A 21,183-nucleotide genomic window follows, 5' to 3' on the forward strand; every position below is an offset into this window, starting at 1 on the left:
TCCGTCCTCCCCGAAGGGGTGACGCAGGTGGGACGGAGCGGAAAGCCGTGCGGTTCCCGGCAGTTGGGGCGACGCCGACGGGGCGCGCCTTCCGGGCCGTCAGACGCCGTACCCCGAGAGGCCGTCGACGACCCGGGCCGAGCCGGCGGAGGCCCGGCTCCAGGGCGCTCCCGCGGCTCCGGCTCCGGCGGCGAGCCGTGGTGGCTCCGATCCGCGGGGCCACTCCCTCGCCATCCGAGCGCAATCACCGAGGAGTTGCTCGAGCGACTCCGACCCTCCGGCCAGATGTACGGTTTTGGTTTTTTGCTCCATGGCGGAGACGTTACGCAGACCAGACACGGTCCGGAAGGCCCTACTATCTGGTAGTTACGCCCTGTTCGAATCTGTGAGGGGAGGGGGTAGCGTTGTTTGCGGCCGCCATCCGTCTCTCAGGAGCAGATTTCGTGCGCATTGCAGTCACAGGTTCCATCGCTAACGACCACCTGATGACCTTCCCCGGGCGATTCTCCGACCAGCTGGTCGCCGACCAGCTCCACACGGTGTCGCTCTCCTTCCTCGTCGACCGCCTCGACATCCGGCGCGGCGGCGTGGGAGCCAACATCGCCTTCGGTATGGGCCAACTCGGCGCCCGCCCCATCCTCGTCGGAGCCGCAGGTGAGGACTTCGAGGACTACCGCGCCTGGCTCGACCGCCACGGTGTCGACACCAGCTCGGTGCACATCTCCGAGGTGCTGCACACCGCTCGGTTCGTCTGCACAACCGACTCCGAGCAGAACCAGATCGGCTCCTTCTACACCGGCGCGATGAGCGAAGCGCGACTCATCGAACTCTCCGGCGTCGCCGAACGCAACGGCGGCTTCGACCTCGTCTGCATCAGCGCCGACGACCCCGAGGCGATGGCGCGCCACACGGAGGAGTGCCGCACTCGCGACATCCCCTTCGCCGCCGACTTCTCGCAGCAGATCGCGCGCATGGACGGCGAGGAGATCCGCAACCTCACCGACGGCGCGACCTACCTCTTCTCCAACGAGTACGAGAAGGGCCTCATCGAGTCGAAGACCGGCTGGACCGACGCCGAGATCCTGGAAAAGGTCGGCACCCGGGTCGTCACCCTCGGGGCCAAGGGCGTCAGGATCGAACGCAAGGGCGAGGAGCCGATCGTCGTCGGCACGCCCAAGGAGGAGCGCAAGGCCGACCCGACGGGCGTCGGCGACGCCTTCCGCGCCGGCTTCCTCTCCGGCCTCTCCTGGGGCCTGCCCCTGGAGCGCTCGGCGCAGCTCGGCTGCATGCTCGCCACCCTGGTGATCGAGACCGTGGGCACCCAGGAGTACGAACTCCACCGCGCCCACTTCCTCGACCGCTTCACCAAGGCGTACGGCCACGACGCGGCCTCCGAGATCGAGTCGCTGCTGAAGTGACGCCACCGGGCCGCCGCCACTCGGCGGCCCGGCGGCCCGCACGTCGACAGGCCCGCGCCGCGGGGGAGTTCACCCCGCGCGCGGGCCCGCGCGCCTGACGCGGAAGCCGTTCCCCTCGCTACCGAGGTACTCGTGCCCCGTCATCTCGCACCACGCGGGGATGTCCAACCGCGCGGCCTCGTCGTCGGCGAGCACGGTCACGACGCCGCCCGTCGGCACCCCGCCGATCACCTTCGCCAGCTCGATCACCGGCACCGGGCAGTACGTCCCCAGCGCGTCCACCGTGACCGCGTCCCCCCGCGCCCCCGAAGGCGCGGGCGCGGCAGCGGCGTCGGAGACGCCGAGCTGCTCCCGTACGCTCCCCACGGCGCAGGGGAGGACGTCGAGGAAGCGCTCGACCTCGGCCGGTTCGGTACCGGGCGGCAGCGAGACGCGGACGTTGCCCTCCGAGAGCACCCCCATCGCGCGGAGCACGTGGCTCGGGGTGAGCGTGCTCGACGTGCAGGAGGAACCGGAGGAGACGCTGAAGTCCTGTTGGTCGAGCGCGTGGAGCAGGGCCTCGCCCTCGACGTAGAGACAGGAGAAGGTGACGATGTGCGGAAGCCGGTGGTCCGGATCGCCCACCACCTCGGCGTCCGGGACGAGTTGGGGAACCCGCGCCCGTACCCGCTCGACGAGCCCGCGGAGCCGGTCCGCCTCCGCCGCGGCCTCCTCGCGGACGGCACGCAACGAGGCGGCGGCCGCGACGATGGCCGGCAGGTCCTCGAACCCGGGCGCCCTGCCCCGCTCCCGCTCGTCGGCAGGCCCCGGCGGCGAGAACCGCACCCCCTTGCGCACCGCGAGCAGCCCGACGCCGGGCGGCCCGCCCCACTTGTGCGCGCTGCCCGTCAGCACCGACCAGCCGCCGGGCGGACGGCCCCAGGGCAGCGACTGCGCAGCGTCCACCAGCAGCGGGACCTCCGTGCGCGCGCACTCCTCGGCCACCTCGGCCACCGGTTGCACGGTGCCCACCTCGTGGTTGGCCGACTGGAGGCACGCCAGCGCCGTACCGGGACGGAGCGCGGCGCCGAACTCGCCCGCGTCCACCCGCCCCGCGCGATCCACGCGCACCTCCTCGACGGTCCCGCCCTCCTGTTGGAGCGCCTCGCCGGCGTGGAGGACCGAGGAGTGCTCGACGGCGGATACGACCATCCGCCGACCCGTCCTGCGCCGCCCGGCGAGCACGCCGGCGACGCCCGTGTGGACGGCGCGGGTTCCCGAGGAGGTGAAGGAGAGTTCGTCGGGCCGGCAGCCGACCGCCTCGGCCGCCGTCTCGCGGGCGGTGTCGAGGAGGAGTCTGGCCCTTCGGCCTTCGCGGTGCGGGCGGGCCGGGTCGGCCCACCCTTCGTCGAGGGCGGCGAGCAGGGCCTGGCGTGCGACGGGGTGGAGCGGGAGGGCCGAGGCGGCGTCGAAGTAGGGCACGCCGGCACGATATTCGGCGCGGCACGGCGCGCGCATGGAGTCGCCGAAGACGCACAAGTACCTTGCGGGGACCGGCCGGTGGGGCCTTGCCGGACATCCGGTGCGGCGTCAGTTCGCACAAGCTCCCAGCCGTTCCACCCCATTGGGGTGGCGGGCGGCGCGTTGAGCACCCTCCCCGCACGGCCCCAAAACTCGTCCAGTAGGGTTTGGTCCGCATAAACATCCAAACCCCTGCCTGCGCCTGGGCCGGCACTCGACCACCTGTGAGGACCGAGCCCAAACCACGCGGGCGAGACTCTCGGGAAGGCGCTACGTGAGTCCCAACGGCTCCGACCGCTCGTCGCGGCGCCCGATGCGGCGGAAGCTGCACCTGGCGTTGGCCGCGGGCCTGGTCCTGGCGACCGCGACAGGTTGCACATACAAGGACTATCCCCGCCTCGGCATGCCCACTCCGGTCACGGAGGAGGCGCCACGCATCCTTTCGCTGTGGCAGGGCTCCTGGTTTGCGGCCCTCGCCGTGGGCGTGCTGGTCTGGGGCCTGATCCTGTGGAGCGCCTTCTTCCACCGGCGCTCGCGCACCAAGGTGGAGGTACCTCCGCAGACCCGGTACAACCTGCCTCTCGAGGCGCTGTACACCGTGGTCCCCATCCTCATCGTCGGTGTTCTCTTCTACTTCACGGCACGCGACGAGTCCAAGCTCATGGAGACCTCCGACAAGCCGGACCATGTCGTCAACGTGGTCGGCTACCAGTGGAGCTGGGGCTTCAACTACGTCGCGGACGTGGACGGCGACAAGTCGTCGGACAACACCTCGGACAAGGAACTCGACGCCATCCCCGACCGGATGGCGAAGAGCTTCCCCGAGGGCGCCGAGGGCGTCTACGACGTCGGCACCCCCGGCGAGCGGAACCCCCAGAACAACGACCCGGGGCCCACGCTCTGGCTGCCCAAGGGCGAGAAGGTCCAGTTCGTCCTGACCTCCCGTGATGTCATCCACTCCTTCTGGGTGGTGCCTTTCCTCATGAAGCAGGACGTCATCCCGGGCCACGTCAACCGCTTCGAGGTCACCCCCGACAAGGAGGGCACCTTCAAGGGCAAGTGCGCCGAACTCTGCGGCGCCGACCACTCCCGGATGCTCTTCAACGTGAAGGTCGTCTCCCCGGAGCGCTACCAGAAGCATCTGGAGGATCTGGCGAACAAGGGCCAGACCGGCTACATCCCGGCGGGCACCGCCACCACGGGCGATGCCAAGAATGCGGAGACGAATAACCCGTGAGCATCCTCAACGAACCCCAGGGTGCCGCCGCAGCGACGGACGAGGGCGCGCCAGCCCAACCCCGTAAGCGGCCTGGCAACATTGTGGTCTCCTGGCTGACCACCACGGACCACAAGACGATCGGGACCCTCTACCTGGTCACGTCGTTCATCTTCTTCTGCATCGGCGGTGTGCTGGCGCTCTTCATGCGCGCCGAACTCGCGCGCCCCGGCACGCAGCTCATGTCGAACGAGCAGTTCAACCAGGCGTTCACCATGCACGGCACGATCATGCTGCTGATGTTCGCCACCCCGCTCTTCAACGGCTTCGCCAACTGGATCATGCCGCTGCAGATCGGGTCGCCCGACGTCGCCTTCCCGCGGCTCAACATGTTCGCGTACTGGCTGTACCTCTTCGGTTCGGTCATCGCGGTCGGCGGCTTCCTCACCCCCCAAGGCGCGGCTGACTTCGGCTGGTTCGCCTACTCGCCGCTCTCGGACGCGGTGCGCTCGCCCGGTATGGGCGCCGACATGTGGATCATGGGCCTCGCGCTCTCCGGCTTCGGCACGATCCTCGGTTCGGTCAACTTCATCACCACGATCATCTGCATGCGCGCTCCCGGTATGACGATGTTCCGGATGCCGATCTTCACCTGGAACGTCCTGCTCACCGGTGTGCTCGTGCTGCTCGCCTTCCCCGTCCTCGCCGCGGCGCTCTTCGCGCTGGAAGCGGACAGAAAATTCGGGGCGAACATCTTCGACGCCTCCAACGGCGGCGCCTTGTTGTGGCAGCACCTCTTCTGGTTCTTCGGGCATCCCGAGGTCTACATCATCGCCCTGCCGTTCTTCGGGATCGTCTCCGAAGTGATCCCGGTCTTCAGCCGGAAGCCGATGTTCGGCTACATCGGGCTGATCGCGGCGACGATCGCGATCGCGGGCCTCTCGGTGACGGTCTGGGCGCACCACATGTACGTCACAGGCGGAGTACTCCTACCGTTCTTCTCCTTCATGACGTTCCTCATCGCGGTGCCGACGGGCGTGAAGTTCTTCAACTGGGTCGGCACGATGTGGAAGGGGTCGCTGAGCTTCGAGACGCCGATGCTCTGGACGGTCGGCTTCCTCGTGACCTTCCTCTTCGGCGGACTCACGGGCGTCATCCTCGCCTCGCCCCCGCTCGACTTCCACGTCTCGGACTCGTACTTCGTCGTCGCGCACTTCCACTACGTGGTCTTCGGCACCGTCGTCTTCGCGATGTTCGCCGGATTCCACTTCTGGTGGCCGAAGTTCACGGGGAAGATGCTCGACGAGCGCCTCGGCAAGATCACTTTCTGGACGCTCTTCGTCGGCTTCCACGGCACCTTCCTCGTCCAGCACTGGCTGGGTGCCGAGGGCATGCCGCGCCGCTACGCGGACTACCTCGCGGCCGACGGCTTCACCGCGCTCAACACCGTCTCGACGATCAGTTCGTTCCTGCTCGGCCTCTCGATGCTGCCGTTCTTCTACAACGTCTGGAAGACAGCGAAGCACGGGAAGAAGGTCGAGGTCGACGACCCCTGGGGCTACGGGCGTTCGCTGGAGTGGGCGACCTCCTGCCCGCCCCCGCGGCACAACTTCACGTCGCTGCCGCGTATCCGTTCCGAATCCCCGGCGTTCGACCTGCACCACCCCGAGATCGCCGCACTCGACGAGCTCGGTGAGCACGGGGACGACAAGGCCCTCGCCGGCAGCAAGGAGGCCGGGAAGTGAAGATCCAGGGCACGCTCTTCCTGTGGCTCTCCCTCTTTCTCCTGGCGGTAGCCGCCACCTACGGCCTCTGGTCGAAGGAGCCCGTCGGCACGACGGCTCTCTTCCTCTCCTTCGGCCTGGCGCTGATGATCGGCTTCTACCTCGTGTTCACCGCACGCAGGGTCGACGCCGGAGCGCAGGACAACAAGGAGGCGGACGTCGCGGACGACGCCGGCGAGCTGGGCTTCTTCAGCCCGCAGAGCTGGCAGCCGCTCTCCCTCGGCCTCGGCGGCGCCTTCGCCTTCCTGGGCGTCGCGATCGGCTGGTGGTTGGTCTTCGTCTCGGCGCCGCTGCTGCTGATCGGCCTCTTCGGCTGGGTCTTCGAGTACTACCACGGCGTGAACCGCACCCAGTAGCACGCAGAGCAGCCCCGCAGGGCGTTTGGCAAGGGCCGGCCCCCGGACACTCCGGGGGCCGACCCGTTTGCAGGTATCCGACGGGCCGGAGCTGACCACCGCTCACATCATGGCGGTATGACTCACTGCTCGGACAGAACCAAGCGCCGGATAACCACCGGCTGCGCGCTGCTGATGGCCCCTCTCACCGCCGCTGGGCTCGCCGCCTGCTCGTCGGGCGGAGGCAAGGACCCGCTCGCGGGGAGTCCCTACCAGGCGGGCGACGGCGTCGCCGTCAACGCGGTGGGGAGCGGAGGCACGCTCGACCCGGACAAGCCGCTGGAGGTCACGGCGAAGGAGGGCGGCGACGCCCTCACCGACGTCCTCGCCACCGACGTGGCCGGCAGGGCGCTGCGGGGCGAGCTCTCCGCGGACGGACAGCGCTGGCGGAGCACCAGCCCGCTGGCGGCCGGGGTGCGGTACACCGTCAGCATCAGCACGGAGAACGAGGAGGGCGCGCCAGGGCGCCGCGTCCTCCACTTCGAGACCAAGCCGGCGGGGAAGAAGCTCACCGTCACCTTCGGACCCAAGCAGGGGACGTACGGGGTCGGCCAGCCGATCACGGCGGAGCTGAGCCACCGGGTGAAGAGCCCGGCCCAACGCGACCTGGTGGAGCGGGCGTTGAAGGTGCGCACGCAGCCGTGGACCGAGGGGGCCTGGCACTGGGTCGACGGCAAGGAGCTGCACTACCGGCCCCGCGACTACTGGCCGGCGCACGCCACCGTGCGCGTGCACTCCGCGCTGGAGGGCTTGAAGGTCCGCGAGGGTCTCTACGGCGGCTCCTCCAAGCCGCTCTCGATGAGCACGGGCGACCGTATCGAGGCGGTCGCGGACGCGGGCTCGCTGGAGATGAAGTTCAAGAAGAACGGCAAGGTCGTCAAGTCCTTCCCGATAACGACAGGGAAGGCCGGCTTCGAGACGAGGAACGGGATCAAGGTCGTGCTCGGCCGCGAGTCCTTCGTACGGATGACGAGCGCCAGCATAGGCATAGCCGCGGGCAGCGCCGACTCGTACGACCTGCCGGTGCACTGGGCGACCCGGCTCACCAACAGCGGCGAGTACATCCACGGCGCCCCGTGGTCGACGGGTGATCAGGGCGTCTCCAACGTCAGCCACGGCTGCACCGGGATGAGCACCGAGGACGCCCGGTGGTTCTTCGACAACGTCCGCCAGGGCGACCTCGTCGAGCACGTCAACACCGAGGGGGAGGACATGGCCCCGTTCGGCAACGGCTTCGGTGACTGGAACATGGAGTGGAAGGACTGGGTCAAGGGCAGCGCCGTGCAGAACGAGGCCCAACAGGGCGGCGCCCGGGGCGGAACCGCGAGGCTGCGGCCGCAGGTGTGAGGGCGCGGGGAACGACGGAGCGGGCGCTGCCGCCCGCGGAGACCAACGGGGCGCCGGGCCGTCCGTAACACGGCCCGGCGCCCCTGTACGTGCGGCGAGGGGTCCGGCTCAGACGCCGGTCAGGGCCCCTCCCGGCCGCGGCTGACCGAGCAGCCCGGCGAGGGACGAGGCGACGGCGGCCGGGTCGAGCGGGTGCGAGACGACGGCCTCCGCGCGGCTCCACGTCGCCAGCCAGGCGTCCTGCGGGCGGCCGATGAGCAGCAGCACGGGCGGGCACTCGTAGATCTCGTCCTTGATCTGGCGGCAGACGCCCATGCCTCCGGCGGGAGAGGTCTCGCCGTCGAGGACGCAGGCGTCGACGCCGCCTTCTTCCAGTGCGCTCAGCAGCGCGGGCAAGGTGGCGCACTCCACGTACTCGACCGTGGGTGCGTCGGCTGCCGGCTTCCTTCCGGCGGCAAGCCGCACCTGCTCGCGGGTGTTGGCGTCGTCGCTGTAGACCAGCACCGTGGCGGTCGGCTGCATCGTTCCTCCGCTTCCCTCGGGAGTTCACTCCGGCTGGCCCGGATGCTACTCCCTCCGACGCCCCGTCAACACCGGTTAGCACACCCGGTTGACGCGGGCGTGCGGCCCTTGTCGGAGCAGCGCACAAGCCACGGACACACCGAACGGGACCCCGGGAGTGAGGGCGGGATAAGCGACCGACATAATGTCGATCGTGGCGACAGCAACAGCAGTAGAAACCGGGCACGCGCACCCGTCGGTCAACCGGCCGAACCTCACCAGTGTCGGAACCATCATCTGGCTGAGTTCCGAGCTGATGTTCTTCGCGGCCCTCTTCGCGATGTACTTCACCCTGCGATCGGTGACCGGCGCCGAGTTCTGGAAGGAGCACGCGAGTGAGCTGAACCTTCCCTTCTCGGCGACGAACACCACGATCCTCGTGCTCTCTTCGCTCGCCTGCCAGCTCGGTGTCTTCGCCGCCGAGCGCGGTGACGTGAAGAAGCTCAGGACGTGGTTCATCGTCACCTTCGTGATGGGTGCCATCTTCATCGGAGGCCAGGTCTACGAGTACACCGAGCTCGTGATGGAGGGGACGACGATCTCCTCCGACCCGTACGGATCGGCGTTCTACCTCACGACCGGCTTCCACGGAATCCACGTGGCGTGCGGCCTGTTCGCGTTCCTGTTCGTACTGGGGCGCACCTACGCGGCGAGGCGGTTCACGCATCAGCAGGCCACCGCGGCCATCGTCGTGTCCTACTACTGGCACTTCGTCGATGTGGTCTGGATCGGCCTCTTCGCCACGATTTACCTGATCCAGTAGTTGATCGGGCGGCGGCTCCGCAGCGTCTCCGCGGTGTCGCACGACAGATGGACTTTAAGCAAGCATCGACGCAGAAGATCCTGACACCGGGGTAATCCGTGAAAAAGCTCTCCGCACGACGGCGCCATCCGCTGGCGGCGTTCGTCGTCCTACTCTTCGCGCTGGCGGTCACCGGGGGGCTGTACACCGCGTTCGCCCCCTCGGGCGAGGCCAAGGCCGACCAGGAGTCGAGTCAGTCCCTCGCCATCGAGGAGGGCAAGAAGCTCTACGACGTCGGCTGCTCCAGCTGCCACGGAACCGGCGGCCAGGGCACGACCGACGGTCCCAGCCTCGTCGGCGTCGGTGCGGCGGCCGTCGACTTCCAGGTCGGTACCGGTCGTATGCCGATGCAGCAGCAGGGCGCGCAGGCACCGTCGAAGCCGAAGATCTACGAGCAGAGCGAGATCGACCAGCTCGCCTCGTACGTCGCTTCGCTGGGCAGCGGCCCGAGCATGCCGACCAAGGAGCAGTACGACCCGAGCGGTGCCGACGTCGCCAACGGCGGTGAGCTCTTCCGCACCAACTGCGCGCAGTGCCACAACTTCACGGGCCAGGGCGGTGCCCTGACCCACGGCAAGACCGCGCCGAACCTCGAGGGCGTCGAACCGAAGCACATCTACGAGGCCATGCAGACGGGCCCGCAGAACATGCCCTCCTTCACCGACGGCGCGCTGCCGGAGAAGGACAAGAAGGACATCGTCGCTTACGTGAAGGAAGCCAACGGCGAGAAGTCCGAGAGCCCGGGCGGCTTCGCGCTCGGCGGCTTCGGCCCCGTCAGCGAGGGCATGTTCGCCTGGGTCTTCGGCATGGGTGTGCTGGTGGGTGTGGCTGTCTGGGTCGCCGCGCGGACAGCAAAGGCCAAGAAGTCATGAGTAGCCAGGGACCGGACGAGAACGTGTCAGAAGACAAGCAGCCGGAGGAGCACCGCTCCGGTGTAGAGCGCGTGGGCGGGGGTGGCGCCCCCGACCCGTTCGCAGACCCGGGGCTGCCGCCCCACGAGCCCCGCATCCAGGACATCGACGAGGGGGCCGCCAAGCGGTCCGAGCGGGCGGTGGCGCTGCTCTTCACTCTTTCGATGCTGGCCACCGTCGCGTTCATCGCGTCGTTCGTGATCTTCCCGATCGACAAGATCGTCTACGTGTGGCCGATCGGCCGCGTCAGCGCGCTCAACCTTTCGCTCGGCCTGACGCTGGGCATCGCGCTCTTCTGCATCGGCGCCGGTGCGGTGCACTGGGCTCGCACGCTCATGTCCGACCAGGAGATGGTCGACGAGCGGCACCCGGTCGCCGCCGAGCCCGAGATGGAGGCGAAGGTCAAGGGCGACTTCGTCCAGGGTGCCAAGGAGTCCGGCTTCGGACGGCGCAAGCTGATCCGGAACACGATGTTCGGCGCGGTGGCCCTCGTGCCGCTCTCCGGCGTCGTACTGCTGCGGGACCTCGGCCCGCTGCCCGAGAACAAGCTGCGCCACACGCTGTGGTCCAAGGGCAAGTTGCTGGTCAACGAGAACACCAACCAGCCGCTGCGCCCCGAGGACATCTCGGTCGGCTCGCTCACCTTCGCCAAGCCGGAGGGCCTGGAGGAGGACGACCACGACTTCCACAGCGAGATCGCCAAGGCCGCGCTGATGCTCGTCCGGCTGGAGCCGAACGACATCAAGGACAAGCGGGAGCTCGACTGGTCCCACGAGGGGATCGTCGCCTACTCCAAGATCTGCACGCACGTCGGCTGCCCCGTGAGCCTCTACGAGCAGCAGACCCACCACGTGTTGTGCCCCTGCCACCAGTCGACCTTCGACCTGACCGACGGTGCGCGGGTGCTCTTCGGGCCCGCGGGACACCCGCTCCCGCAGCTGAAGATCAGCGTCAACAAGGACGGCTACCTCGAAGCGCAGGACGACTTCCAGGAGCCCGTCGGCCCGTCCTTCTGGGAGCGCGGATGAGTAACGCAACGGATACCGCACAGAAGAAGAAGGCACCCGCGGGCGAGCGGGTCGCCGACTGGGCGGACGGCCGGCTGGGGATCTACACCCTCGCCAAGGCCAACATGCGCAAGATCTTCCCGGACCACTGGTCCTTCATGCTGGGTGAGGTCGCGCTCTACAGCTTCATCATCATCATCCTGACCGGCGTCTACCTGACGCTGTTCTTCACGCCGAGCATGGGCGAGATCGAGTACCACGGCAGCTACGTGCCCATGCAGGGCATCAAGATGTCGGAGGCGTACGCGTCGACGCTCGACATCAGCTTCGACGTGCGCGGCGGCCTGCTGATGCGGCAGATCCACCACTGGGCGGCGCTGCTCTTCCTCGCGGCGATGTTCGTGCACATGATGCGCGTCTTCTTCACGGGCGCCTTCCGCAAGCCGCGCGAGATCAACTGGCTCTTCGGCTTCCTGCTGTTCGTGCTCGGCATGTTCACCGGATTCACCGGTTACTCGCTCCCCGACGACCTGCTCTCCGGCACCGGCGTCCGGTTCATGGAGGGCGCGATCCTCTCGGTGCCGATCGTCGGCAGCTACCTGTCGATGTTCCTCTTCGGCGGGGAGTTCCCGGGGCACGACGTCATTCCACGGTTCTTCGCGGTGCACGTGCTACTGCTACCGGGCATCATGCTGGCGCTCCTGGTGGCCCACCTGATCCTGGTCTTCTACCACAAGCACACGCAGTTCGCGGGTCCCGGACGGAACAACAGGAACGTCGTCGGGATGCCGCTGCTGCCGGTGTACATGGCGAAGGCGGGAGGGTTCTTCTTCCTCGTCTTCGGCGTGATCGCGGTGATCTCCGCGGTCTTCACGATCAACCCGATCTGGGTACTGGGGCCTTATCGACCCGATCAAGTCTCCACCAACGCCCAACCCGACTGGTATATGGGCTTCTCGGAGGGGTTGATCCGGGCGATGCCCGGCTGGGAGATCAACCTGTGGGGGCACACGCTCGCACTGGGGGTCTTCGTACCGCTGATCATCTTCCCGCTGGTGCTGGCGGCGATCGCGGTCTACCCGTTCATCGAGTCCTGGGTCACCGGGGACAAGCGGGAGCACCACATCGCGCAGCGTCCGCGGAACGCGCCGACCCGTACCGGCTTCGGTGCGGCGTGGATCAGCTGGTACTTCGTCCTCCTCGTCGGCGGCGGCAACGACCTCTGGGCGACGCACTTCCACCTCTCGATCAACGCGATCACGTGGTTCGTGCGCATCGGGTTCTTCGTCGTCCCGCTCGTCGTGTTCTGGTGCACCCGGCGCATCTGTCTCGGGCTCCAGCGCAGGGACCGGGAGAAGGTGCTCCACGGGCGCGAGTCCGGCATCATCAAGCGGCTGCCGCACGGCGAGTTCGTCGAGGTGCACGAGCCGCTCACGCAGGACGAGCTGCACACGCTCACCGCGCACGAGCAGTACCAGCCGCGCGAGATCGGCCCGCAGACCGACGACAACGGCGTCGAGCGCAAGGTGGGCAGGGTGGAGAAGCTGCGGGCGCGGCTCTCCAAGGGGTACTACGGCGAGCAGGCGCAGATCCCCAAGCCGTCCGCTTCCGAGTACGAGGAGATCACCAGCGGCCACGGCCACCACTGAGATCTCCCGCTGTCGCCGCGCAGGGCCCCGGAGTTCGCCTCCGGGGCCCTCGCGCGTGTGCGGGCAGGTCCGCAGTGCGGGCGCGGCGCCGGCTCTCGATAAGGTGGGGGCGCCCGCGAGCTGCGGGCCCACCACGGACGAACGCCAGGAGTGATCCCCATGTGCGCTGCCACACCCGCCGGAGGCGACACCGCGGCGGCGCACGGCTGGCCGGACCTCCTCGGCACCCTCCTCGCCGGCGGCGACCTCACCTCTGACGCCTCCGCGTGGGCGATGGACCGCATCATGCGCGGGGAGGCGAGCGACGCGCAGATCGCCGGCTTCGCGGTCGCGCTGCGGGCCAAGGGCGAGACGGTCGAGGAGATCTCGGGGCTGGTCCGCGCCATGTATGCGCACGCGGTCGGCATCGACGTGCCGGGGCCCGCGCTCGACATCGTGGGCACGGGCGGCGACCGGGCCCGCACGGTGAACATCTCGACGATGTCCTCGATCGTGGTCGCCGGCACCGGTGCCCGCGTCATCAAGCACGGCAACCGTGCGGCCTCCAGCGCCTCCGGCGCCTCCGACGTCCTGGAGAAGCTCGGCGTCAACCTGGAGTTGAGCCCGCGCAGGGTGGCCGAGGTCGCCGAGGAGGCGGGGATCACCTTCTGCTTCGCGGTGCGCTTCCACCCGTCGTTGCGCCATGTGGCGAGCGCGCGCAAAGAGTTGGGCGTGCCCACGCCGTTCAACTTCCTCGGTCCCCTCACCAACCCGGCGCGGGTGACCGCGCAGGCGACGGGCGTCGCCGACGCGCGGATGGCGCCGATCCTCGCGGGCGTGCTCGCGGAGCGCGGCTCGTCCGCTCTCGTCTTCCGCGGCGACGACGGGCTCGACGAACTCACCACGACGTCCACGTCGACCGTGTGGCTCGTCCGTGGGGGAGAGGTGCGGAGCGAGTCCTTCGATCCGCGGGACGTGGGTATCTCCCTCGTCCCCGTGGAGGCGCTCCGCGGTGCCGACGCCGCGTACAACGCGGACGTCGCGCGGCGGTTGCTCGAAGGCGAGCACGGTCCCGTGCGCGACGCCGTCCTCCTCAACTCCGCTGCCGCGCTCGCCGCGTTGGAGCCGACCGAGGAGTCGTTGACGGTGCGGATCACGGCCGGGATGGCGAAAGCGGCCGAGTCGATCGACTCGGGCGCCGCACGCGCCGCGCTGGAGCGCTGGATCGCCGCCAGCACGCGCTGACGACGCCGCTGGACCGGGCTTCTGCGCGGGCCCGGTCCACGTGGTGAGAGGGCGGTGCCGCGCTGCACCGGGGTGTGCCATAATCCCGGCAGGTCACGAGTGACAGCGTCGACGGGCCCCGGCCCGCTGTCCGGCAACCCTCCTTCCGTGGCGGGGTGCCCCGGGTGATGACCAGGCCGTCGGCAAGCAGGGTCGTCGGCAAGCGCGGATCTCTCACCAGGGGTCCCTGGTCCTTCGAGGAGCCTCCCATGAGCCGGCGAATGCGGTAGGGCGCACGCCCCTTCTCCGAGTCACCGTCCACGGGCCGCCTCGGCCCACGGCGCGGTCCTCGCCGCGCCCGCCCCGCCGCTCTCGGCCGGGGCCGCATCCCACCCAGCTCGCCGCACCGGAGCGCGCGGCCGAGCCGATCCGCCCTGCCACCAGGGGAGTTGAGCCATGCCCATACCTACCCGTGTCCAGGACCGCTCGTCCGAAGAGCACGCACCGCTGCCCGTCCTCGGCGACGACGTGCACGTACCGCTGCGCGACGGCGGCTCGGTGCCGTACGCCGCGCTCGACGTCGCCGCGAGCGCCCCCGCACTCCGGCAGGTGTGGGACGACGTGGCGGCGTTCGCGCCGTACTACGGCAGCGTCCACCGGGGAGCCGGACACCTCTCGCAGCTCTCAAGCGAGACGTACGAACGCAGCCGCGCCACCGTCGCGGCCTTCCTCGGCTGCCGTCCGGACGACGCACTCGTCCTCACCCGCTCCACCACCGACTCGATGAACCTGCTCGCCGCCGTACTCCCGAGCGGCACAAGGGTGTTCGTCTTCGAGAGCGAGCACCACGCCGCACTGCTGTGCTGGCGCGACCGTCCCACGACCGTCCTGCCGGCGCCGCGCTCGCCCGCCGAGGCCGTCGCCTCGCTGGAGCGGGCGCTCGCCGAGGCAGCCGAAGGGCCGCGGCTCGTCTGCGTGACGGGCGCCTCCAACGTGACGGGGGAGGTGTGGCCCGTGGAGCGCCTCGCCGCCGTCGCACGCAGGCACGGTGCGCGGACCGTCGTCGACGCGGCCCAGCTCGCGCCGCACCGGCGGGTGGACGTGGCCGGATGGGGCGTCGACTGGGTGGCGCTCTCCGGGCACAAGCTCTACGCGCCGTTCGGGGCAGGCGTGTTGGCGGGGCGGGCCGACTGGCTGGAGGAGGCCGAGCCGTACCTCGCGGGGGGAGGCGCGAGCAGCGCCGTGGAGCGTACGGCCGACGGCCGGCTCGACGTCGCCTGGCGCTCGGGTGCGGCCCGGCACGAGGCCGGGTCGCCCAACGTGCTCGGCGCGGTGGCGCTCGCCTCGGCGTGCACGGCGCTCACCGAGGCGGGACGCGAGCGGTTGGCGGCGCGTGAGGAGCGGCTGCTCGACCGGCTGCGCACGGGACTCGAGGCGGTGCCGGGTGTCTCGGTGCTCTCGCTCTTCGGGCCCGAGGCGGACCGGGTGGCCGTCGTCTCCTTCACGGTGCGCGGGCTGCCGGCCGCCCACGTCGCGGCGGAGCTCGCCGGGCGGTACGGCATCGGGGTGCGCGACGGGTTCTTCTGCGCGCATCCGCTGGTGCGGACGCTGCTGGAGGAGGAGGGGCCCGCCGGGTGCGGGGACGGCGGCGGCGCCGTGCGGGCGAGCTTCGGCGCGGGGACGCCTGCCGAGCACGTCGAGCGGTTGGTGCGTGCCGTGGGGGAGTTGGCGCGCTGAGTCGGCGGAGGGCTCAGGAGTCGAGGCCGATGGCGAAGGCGGCCTCCAGGTCGTGCTGCGAGTAGGTGCGGAAGGCGATGTGCGTCTCGGTGGACTCGACGCCCGGCACCTTGCTGATCCGTCCGGGGATGACGTCGGCGAGGTCGTCGTGGCGGGCGACGCGGACCATCGCGATCAGGTCGTGCGCACCGGTCACCGAAAAGACCTCGCTGACGCCGTCGAGCGCCGCGATCTGCTCGGCGATCTCGGGGATGCGTTCGGTGCTGGTCTTGATGAGCACGATCGAGGTGATCACGGCTGGGTCTCTCCCTTGGACGCCGGGGCTGGCCCGGTCACTCTAGCTCGCCGGCACGAGGCCCAGGCGGCCAGGAACCCCAGGGTGAACCCCGCCACATGAGCGAGGTACGCGACCCCCGGGCCCTCCGCGTCCTGCCGCACCGCGAGCCACTGGAGCGTCACCCAGAACGGCAGCACCAGCCAGGCGGGGAAGCGCAGCGGCAGGAAGAGGAGGAAGGGGAAGATGCTGGTGACGCGGGCGCGCGGGAAGAGGTAGAGGAACGCGCCGAGGAGCCCCGAGATCGCGCCCGAGGCCCCGACGAGGGACTCGGCGGAGGCGGCGTGCGCAGCGGCGTAGCAGAGCATCGCCGCGTAGCCGACGCACAGGTAGAAGAGCGCGAACGGCAGGGCGCCGAGCCGTTGTTCGACCATCCCGCCGAAGACGTAGAGGAAGAGCAGGTTGCCGAGCAGGTGCAGCCAGTTGCCGTGGAGGAAGAGTGCGCTGAGCGGCGTGAGGAACTGGCGGAGCCCGCCGTGCCAGAGCGCTTCCGGCACCACGCCCCAGCGGTGGAAGTACGCGGCCTGCGCGTGGCGTACGGCCTCGCCCGTCCCGTAGACGTGGAGGAAGCCGGAGGCCGGGCCGAGGAGGAAGAGGAGGAAGCAGGCGAGGAGCAACGCGTAGGTGAGCAGCGGGCGGTGGGGTCCGGACTCCACGGCGGGTGCGTCCGGCGGCCGTGCCGTGTCGGATGTGCGAGGTGTGCCGTGGTTGTCCGCTGACTCGTCCATGGGCGGGATCATGGCGGCTCGACTACGGGGCAGGCTCCTCGACACACGCCGCAACCGGCAGGCCGTAGGGTTGACGGAAGGTGCTGCTGCGCCTCCGTACCTCCTGACCGCACGGAACCGGCGTGCTTGCCGGCGGGCCGAACGGCCCGGCGGACCGTAGGGACCGCGAGGCAGCGTCGCTTCGCGGAACGTTCCGAGGAATGAGGGAGACGATGGCGGTTCCCACGCCCACGACGGAAACCCGCTGGCGCTGCACCCTGTGCGGCAATCTGACGAGGTTCGACGTCACGCGCTCCAGCAAGGTGGTGGAGTACGTCCACCTGGACCTCGCCGGTGCGGCGAACGTCGAGGAGCAGGACGTCCTCAGTGAGAACATCGAGTCGGTCCGCTGTCGCTGGTGCAACACCGTCGACGAGGTGGAGCTGGTGGACCGGCCAGGTGCGGGCGGCTGACGGACGGCGGTGTTGAGCGGTGGTGGACACGACGGGCGACGGCGCCGAGCCGTCGGCCGGGGATGAGCAGCCGGCGGCCGAGGGGCTGGACCGGCCGCTCGCCGAGCGGGTGCGGCGCAGAGTCGTCGCGCTGACGGGCGAGGTCCTCGGCGGGCTGCGCCCGGCCGAACTCCCGGCCGCACTGCGCCCGTACGCCCGGTTCACTCCGCAGCGCCGGACCAAGTTCGGTGCCAACGCGATGGCCGCGTCGCTGGAGAGCGACGCGGCCTTCCGCTCCCGGATCGCTGCCCGGCTCAGCGAGCGGTTCGGAGAGCTGGCCGACTCCGTCGAGCAGGGCACCCCGCCGCCGGCCGCCGACCCGGTCGACGTCGCGGCGCTGGCGTACGTGCTCCGCCCGGCGGGCTGGTCGAAGCTCGTCACCGCGGCGGGCGAGGAGGCGCAGCGGGCGCAGGCCGAACACGAGGAGGACCGGACGCAGCGCGAACTCGTACGGCTGCGCGAGGAGTTGGAGCAGGCGCGTACCGCCGCGCGGGCCGCGACCGAGCGGCAGCGCACCGAGGTCGAGGCGGCGCGCAAGGAGACCGAAGCGGTGCGCAGGAAGCTCCGCTCGGCGCAGAGCGACGTCAAGCGCGGCGAGGCGGCCGTGCGGAAGCTCCGCGAGGAGCTGGAGGCGGCGCGCGAGTCGGCGGCCGGCGAGCAGGCGGCGGCCGAGAGCGAGGCACGCAGGCTGCGGGCCAGGCTCGCCGAGGCGGAGTCGGCGCTGGAGTCCGGGCGGCGGGCGGCCCGCGAGGGACGCAGCGTCGAGGACATGCGGGTGCGGCTGCTCCTCGACACGGTGCTCGACGCCGCTCGGGGTCTGCGGCGCGAACTCGCCCTGCCGCCGGCCGAGTCGAGGCCGGCCGAGACGGTCGACGCGATCGAGCCCGGGCGGCTCTCCCCGAAGGAGGTGTCGGCGAGGGCACTCGCCGCGACCGATCCCGCCCTCCTCGACCAGCTGTTGGAGCTGCCGCAGGCGCACCTCGTCGTCGACGGCTACAACGTCACCAAGTCGGGGTACCCCTCGCTGCCGCTGGAGAAGCAGCGGTTGCGGCTCCTCGGCGGACTCGCGGGGCTGGCGGCGCAGTCGGGCGCCGAGGTCACGTGCGTCTTCGACGGTGCGGAGCTGCTCGCGCCCGTGCTGCTGGCGCCGCCGCGCGGGGTGCGGGTGCTCTTCTCCAAACCGCGGGAGACGGCGGACGAGTTGATCCGTCGACTGGTGCGTGCCGAGCCGCCGGGGCGGCCGGTGGTGGTCGTCTCCTCCGACCGGGAGGTCGCCGACGGGTGCGCGGCCGCGGGTGCGCGTCCCGTCGCCTCGGCGCTGTTGCTCAACCGGCTGGAGCGGAGCTGAGGCGGTGTGACCGACCCGGGCCGCGCGTGTGCGGATTGGGGCCCCGTCGGATGCACATGGGGTGAAAATACGGCCATGGCGGGCGAGTTCGTCGGCGGAGCGTGACGCGGTCATCGCTGCGCGTGGGATGTGAGTAAAGAATTCCGCGGTGCCACAGGTTTTTTCCCAGGGGATTTGATCCGATCAGTTTGGCGTGGCTAGTGTCTGGCCTCGAACCTTCGCTCGGTTGATCACCTATCCGGGGTGACAGCGGAGGCCCGCCTAGTTCCGCACGCCGCACTGGTCCGCCCAGCGGGGCGCCGCGGAGCCGGAGTTGACCGACCGGCAGGCGGCTGAGGAAGAAGGAGCTCGCCCCAGTGGCGTCCCACCGTCGTCCCAAGCAGCCGAGCCGCGCACGTATGAGCGTCTTCACCGTGTCCGCGGCAGCAGCCGTGGCCGCTCTCACCTCCCAGGCCGCACAAGCAGACCCGCAGGCGTCGAAGAAGGACGTCAAGGCGAAGGTCGACAAGCTCTACGAAGAGGCCGAGGGCGCCACCGAGAAGTACAACGGCGCCAAGGACAAGCAGAAGAAGCTTCAGAAGCAGGTCGAGAACCTCCAGGACGGCGTCGCACGCGGCCAGGAGGAGCTCAACGAGATGCGGGACGGCCTCGGTTCGATGGCCACGGCGCAGTACCGCTCCGGCGGCGTCGACCCGTCCGTGCAGCTCTTCCTCTCCTCCGACCCGGACAACTACCTCGACCGGGCCGCCACGATGGACCAGCTCACCAGCAAGCAGGCCGAGGCGCTCAAGAAGGTCCAGGGCAAGCAGCGTTCGCTCGCGCAGCAGCGCTCCGAGGCGTCCGACAAGCTCAAGGACCTCGCCGAGACCCGCAAGGAGCTCGGCGACAAGAAGCAGAAGATCCAGGGCAAGCTCTCCAAGGCGCAGTCGCTCCTCAACACCCTCACCGCCGAGGAGCGGGAGCGGATGGCGAAGAAGCAGGAGCGCGCCGACCGCGCCTCCAGCGATCGCGTCGACCTCGGCAACGACTCCTCGTCCTCCTCGCGCGCCGCCGCCGCGCTGAGCGCCGCCAAGGGCAAGATCGGCTCGCCGTACGTGTGGGGCGCGACCGGGCCCAGCTCCTTCGACTGCTCCGGGCTCACCTCCTGGGCGTACCAGCAGGCCGGCGTCTCCCTGCCGCGCACCTCGCAGGCCCAGGCCAACGCGGGCAGCCGGCTCGGGCAGGGCGAACTCGCCCCGGGCGACCTCGTCTTCTTCTACGACGACCTGCACCACGTCGGCCTCTACGCCGGCAACGGACAGATCCTCCACGCCCCGAAGCCCGGCGCCAACGTCCGCTTCGAGTCGATCAACAACATGCCGTTCATGTTCGGCACCCGCGTCTGATCCGGCGCCCCCGCACGGTGCAAGGGCCGGTCCCTCCGGCGCCTCGGCTTGCTCAACAGGCCCTGGTGTCGCAGGAGATCGGCCCCTTTTTCGTTCTTCCGGGTGAAAGCGGGGGAGGGGTGTCGGCGCGGGCGGTGCCCTGGTGACCTGCGGGAGGCGGCAGTTGGGTGCGAGATGTCCCGATCCCTGCACCCGCCGCGCTTCTTGGACCGAATGTCACTACGCGGCTACATTCTGCTGGCGCAGTTCGCCGAGCAGAAAGGGACACGTCCCGAAGTGGCATCCCACAGGTCTCCCCGACGCAGCAGCGGCCGGCCCTGGCAGAGTCCGGCCTTCCGTGCCACCGTGCTCTCCGCGGCGGCCGGCGCCACGGCCGTGCTCGCCCAGACGCCCGCAGGCGCGGAGCCGGCCGACGAAGCTTCCCGCGCCTCCGTCTCCTCCCGGGTCGACGGTCTCTACGCCCAGGCCGAGAAGGCGACCGAGAGGTACAACGCGGTGGCCGAGCGCGCCGGTTCGCTCCGCGAGCAGGTCGAGCACGCCCAGGACCGGGTCGCACGCGGCCAGGCGAAGGTGAACAGGATGCGCGGGGGGCTCGCCGCCGTGGCAGGCGCCCAGTACCGCTCGGGCGGCGTCGACCCGGCCCTGATGCTCATGCTCAGCAGCGATCCGGACACCTACCTCGACCGCGCCGCCGTCCTCGACCGCATCGGCAGCCGCCAGGCGACGGGGCTCGGGCAGCTCCAGCGCGCCCAGCGCGCCCTCGACCAGCAGCGCACCGAGGCCACGGGCAAGTTGGACCGTCTCCGCTCGGAGCAGCGCGAGCTGAAGAAGCGCAAGGCCGGGGTGCAGCACAAGCTCGCCGAGGCGCGGCGGCTGCTCGAGAAGCTCACCCCGAAGGAGCGGGCCGAGCGAGAGCGCGGCTCCCGCGCGGGCGACCGGGCGCAGGCCGGCGAGGCGGGCGGCGGCAAGGCGTCCTCGGCGCACGCCGCGTCGGCCGTCTCCGCGGTCAAGTCCGCGCTGGGCTCGCCGTATTCGTGGGGCGCCACGGGGCCGAACTCCTTCGACTGCTCAGGGCTCATGCAGTGGGCGTACTCGCAGGCGGGCGTCTCGATCCCGCGCACCTCGCAGGCGCAGCGCTCGGCCGGCCGCCAGGTGCCGCTCTCCCAGGCGAAGCCGGGCGACCTGGTGCTCTACCGCTCCGACGCGAGCCACGTCGGCATGTACGTCGGCAACGACCAAGTGATCCACGCGCCCCATCCGGGAGCTCCCGTCCGCTTCGACCCGGTCGGCATGATGCCGGTCTCCTCGGTGACGCGGCCGTGAGCGGCAACGGCGCGTCGTCCGGGGGCCGCCCGGGCGTGGCGGGT

The 21,183-nt window shown here is 70.2% G+C and carries 19 protein-coding genes and 1 riboswitch; of the genes, 15 read left to right on the top strand and 4 right to left on the bottom strand.

Annotated features, from left to right (window positions below):
• Positions 1-443: 443 nt before the first annotated feature.
• Positions 444-1,418 (top strand): carbohydrate kinase family protein, encoded by a 975-nt coding sequence (locus UWG_RS0109230; RefSeq protein ID WP_029391296.1) that lies wholly within the window; start codon positions 444-446, stop codon positions 1,416-1,418.
• Positions 1,419-1,487: 69 nt separating this feature from the next.
• On the opposite strand, the gene UWG_RS0109235 is transcribed toward UWG_RS0109230, so the two are convergent.
• Entirely contained in the window at positions 1,488-2,879 is a 1,392-nt protein-coding gene (locus tag UWG_RS0109235; RefSeq protein WP_033196052.1) for a cysteine desulfurase/sulfurtransferase TusA family protein, read from the bottom strand.
• A gap of 313 nt (positions 2,880-3,192) precedes the next feature.
• On the opposite strand from UWG_RS0109235, the gene ctaC reads away from it, so the two are divergent.
• From ctaC to UWG_RS0109255, 4 genes are all read left to right on the top strand, one after another.
• On the top strand, positions 3,193-4,155 hold the full coding sequence (gene ctaC / locus UWG_RS0109240; protein WP_016906919.1) for an aa3-type cytochrome oxidase subunit II: 963 nt from the start codon (positions 3,193-3,195) through the stop codon (positions 4,153-4,155).
• Positions 4,152-5,879: an aa3-type cytochrome oxidase subunit I gene (gene ctaD / locus UWG_RS0109245; RefSeq protein WP_016906920.1), complete on the top strand. Its 1,728-nt coding sequence runs from the start codon at positions 4,152-4,154 to the stop codon at positions 5,877-5,879. Before ctaC ends, ctaD begins: the two co-directional genes overlap by 4 nt.
• A complete protein-coding gene (locus tag UWG_RS0109250; RefSeq protein ID WP_016906921.1) occupies positions 5,876-6,274 on the top strand; it encodes a cytochrome c oxidase subunit 4 in 399 nt (132 codons plus the stop codon). The genes ctaD and UWG_RS0109250 overlap by 4 nt, the downstream gene beginning before the upstream one ends.
• A 174-nt stretch (positions 6,275-6,448) precedes the next feature.
• Positions 6,449-7,660, top strand: coding sequence for an Ig-like domain-containing protein (locus tag UWG_RS0109255; protein ID WP_016906922.1), 1,212 nt, complete (start codon positions 6,449-6,451; stop codon positions 7,658-7,660).
• A 108-nt stretch (positions 7,661-7,768) separates the two neighbouring features.
• Here the strand turns inward: UWG_RS0109255 and UWG_RS0109260 are convergent, their stop codons facing one another.
• A complete protein-coding gene (locus tag UWG_RS0109260) occupies positions 7,769-8,182 on the bottom strand; it encodes a response regulator transcription factor (protein ID WP_016906923.1) in 414 nt (137 codons plus the stop codon).
• Positions 8,183-8,366: 184 nt separating this feature from the next.
• On the opposite strand from UWG_RS0109260, the gene ctaE reads away from it, so the two are divergent.
• The 6 genes from ctaE to UWG_RS0109290 all read left to right on the top strand — a co-directional run bounded on the left by ctaE (position 8,367) and on the right by UWG_RS0109290 (position 15,530).
• On the top strand, positions 8,367-8,984 hold the full coding sequence (gene ctaE, locus UWG_RS0109265; RefSeq protein WP_029391297.1) for an aa3-type cytochrome oxidase subunit III: 618 nt from the start codon (positions 8,367-8,369) through the stop codon (positions 8,982-8,984).
• Between the two features lie 98 nt (positions 8,985-9,082).
• Complete coding sequence (gene qcrC / locus UWG_RS0109270; RefSeq protein WP_016906925.1) at positions 9,083-9,895, top strand: cytochrome bc1 complex diheme cytochrome c subunit; 813 nt, start codon at positions 9,083-9,085, stop codon at positions 9,893-9,895.
• Positions 9,892-10,962 carry a cytochrome bc1 complex Rieske iron-sulfur subunit gene (gene qcrA / locus UWG_RS0109275; RefSeq protein WP_078495624.1) on the top strand — a complete coding sequence of 357 codons (1,071 nt, stop codon included), beginning with the start codon at positions 9,892-9,894 and terminating at the stop codon, positions 10,960-10,962. Before qcrC ends, qcrA begins: the two co-directional genes overlap by 4 nt.
• Positions 10,959-12,590 carry a cytochrome bc1 complex cytochrome b subunit gene (gene qcrB / locus UWG_RS0109280; RefSeq protein WP_016906927.1) on the top strand — a complete coding sequence of 544 codons (1,632 nt, stop codon included), beginning with the start codon at positions 10,959-10,961 and terminating at the stop codon, positions 12,588-12,590. Before qcrA ends, qcrB begins: the two co-directional genes overlap by 4 nt.
• Positions 12,591-12,749: 159 nt before the next feature.
• Positions 12,750-13,814 carry an anthranilate phosphoribosyltransferase gene (gene trpD, locus UWG_RS0109285; protein WP_016906928.1) on the top strand — a complete coding sequence of 355 codons (1,065 nt, stop codon included), beginning with the start codon at positions 12,750-12,752 and terminating at the stop codon, positions 13,812-13,814.
• 91 nt (positions 13,815-13,905) lie between these two features.
• A riboswitch (SAM riboswitch) is annotated at positions 13,906-14,025 on the top strand.
• 224 nt (positions 14,026-14,249) lie between these two features.
• Entirely contained in the window at positions 14,250-15,530 is a 1,281-nt protein-coding gene (locus tag UWG_RS0109290; protein WP_016906929.1) for an aminotransferase class V-fold PLP-dependent enzyme, read from the top strand.
• Positions 15,531-15,543: 13 nt separating this feature from the next.
• On the opposite strand, the gene UWG_RS0109295 is transcribed toward UWG_RS0109290, so the two are convergent.
• Both UWG_RS0109295 and UWG_RS0109300 read right to left on the bottom strand, forming a co-directional pair.
• Positions 15,544-15,825, bottom strand: coding sequence for an Lrp/AsnC family transcriptional regulator (locus tag UWG_RS0109295; protein WP_016906930.1), 282 nt, complete (start codon positions 15,823-15,825; stop codon positions 15,544-15,546).
• Positions 15,822-16,604 carry a rhomboid family intramembrane serine protease gene (locus UWG_RS0109300; RefSeq protein ID WP_016906931.1) on the bottom strand — a complete coding sequence of 261 codons (783 nt, stop codon included), beginning with the start codon at positions 16,602-16,604 and terminating at the stop codon, positions 15,822-15,824. The genes UWG_RS0109295 and UWG_RS0109300 overlap by 4 nt, the downstream gene beginning before the upstream one ends.
• A 200-nt stretch (positions 16,605-16,804) precedes the next feature.
• On the opposite strand from UWG_RS0109300, the gene UWG_RS0109305 reads away from it, so the two are divergent.
• The 4 genes from UWG_RS0109305 (at position 16,805) to UWG_RS0109320 (ending at position 21,139) form a co-directional block, all read left to right on the top strand.
• On the top strand, positions 16,805-17,044 hold the full coding sequence (locus tag UWG_RS0109305; protein ID WP_019545837.1) for a hypothetical protein: 240 nt from the start codon (positions 16,805-16,807) through the stop codon (positions 17,042-17,044).
• A 19-nt stretch (positions 17,045-17,063) separates the two neighbouring features.
• Positions 17,064-18,431 carry an NYN domain-containing protein gene (locus UWG_RS0109310; RefSeq protein WP_016906933.1) on the top strand — a complete coding sequence of 456 codons (1,368 nt, stop codon included), beginning with the start codon at positions 17,064-17,066 and terminating at the stop codon, positions 18,429-18,431.
• 356 nt (positions 18,432-18,787) lie between these two features.
• The gene (locus UWG_RS0109315) at positions 18,788-19,816 is read left to right on the top strand and encodes a C40 family peptidase (protein ID WP_029391298.1); all 1,029 of its coding nucleotides are present in this window, start codon (positions 18,788-18,790) and stop codon (positions 19,814-19,816) included.
• Between the two features lie 276 nt (positions 19,817-20,092).
• Positions 20,093-21,139, top strand: coding sequence for a C40 family peptidase (locus UWG_RS0109320; RefSeq protein ID WP_029391299.1), 1,047 nt, complete (start codon positions 20,093-20,095; stop codon positions 21,137-21,139).
• Positions 21,140-21,183: the final 44 nt, after the last annotated feature.

The sequence above is a fragment of the Streptomyces xiaopingdaonensis genome, assembly GCF_000262345.1.
GTDB lineage: Bacteria > Actinomycetota > Actinomycetes > Streptomycetales > Streptomycetaceae > Streptomyces > Streptomyces xiaopingdaonensis.

Bases quoted from the DNA above. Each gene is read 5' to 3' on its own strand.
- qcrB (WP_016906927.1), top strand. From the start codon at position 10,959: ATGAGTAACGCAACGGATACCGCACAGAAGAAGAAGGCACCCGCGGGC.
- UWG_RS0109300 (WP_016906931.1), bottom strand. From the start codon at position 16,604: ATGATCCCGCCCATGGACGAGTCAGCGGACAACCACGGCACACCTCGC.
- UWG_RS0109305 (WP_019545837.1), top strand. From the start codon at position 16,805: ATGGCGGTTCCCACGCCCACGACGGAAACCCGCTGGCGCTGCACCCTG.
- UWG_RS0109290 (WP_016906929.1), top strand. From the start codon at position 14,250: ATGCCCATACCTACCCGTGTCCAGGACCGCTCGTCCGAAGAGCACGCA.
- qcrA (WP_078495624.1), top strand. From the start codon at position 9,892: ATGAGTAGCCAGGGACCGGACGAGAACGTGTCAGAAGACAAGCAGCCG.
- trpD (WP_016906928.1), top strand. From the start codon at position 12,750: ATGTGCGCTGCCACACCCGCCGGAGGCGACACCGCGGCGGCGCACGGC.
- UWG_RS0109255 (WP_016906922.1), top strand. From the start codon at position 6,449: ATGGCCCCTCTCACCGCCGCTGGGCTCGCCGCCTGCTCGTCGGGCGGA.
- ctaE (WP_029391297.1), top strand. From the start codon at position 8,367: ATGTCGATCGTGGCGACAGCAACAGCAGTAGAAACCGGGCACGCGCAC.
- UWG_RS0109260 (WP_016906923.1), bottom strand. From the start codon at position 8,182: ATGCAGCCGACCGCCACGGTGCTGGTCTACAGCGACGACGCCAACACC.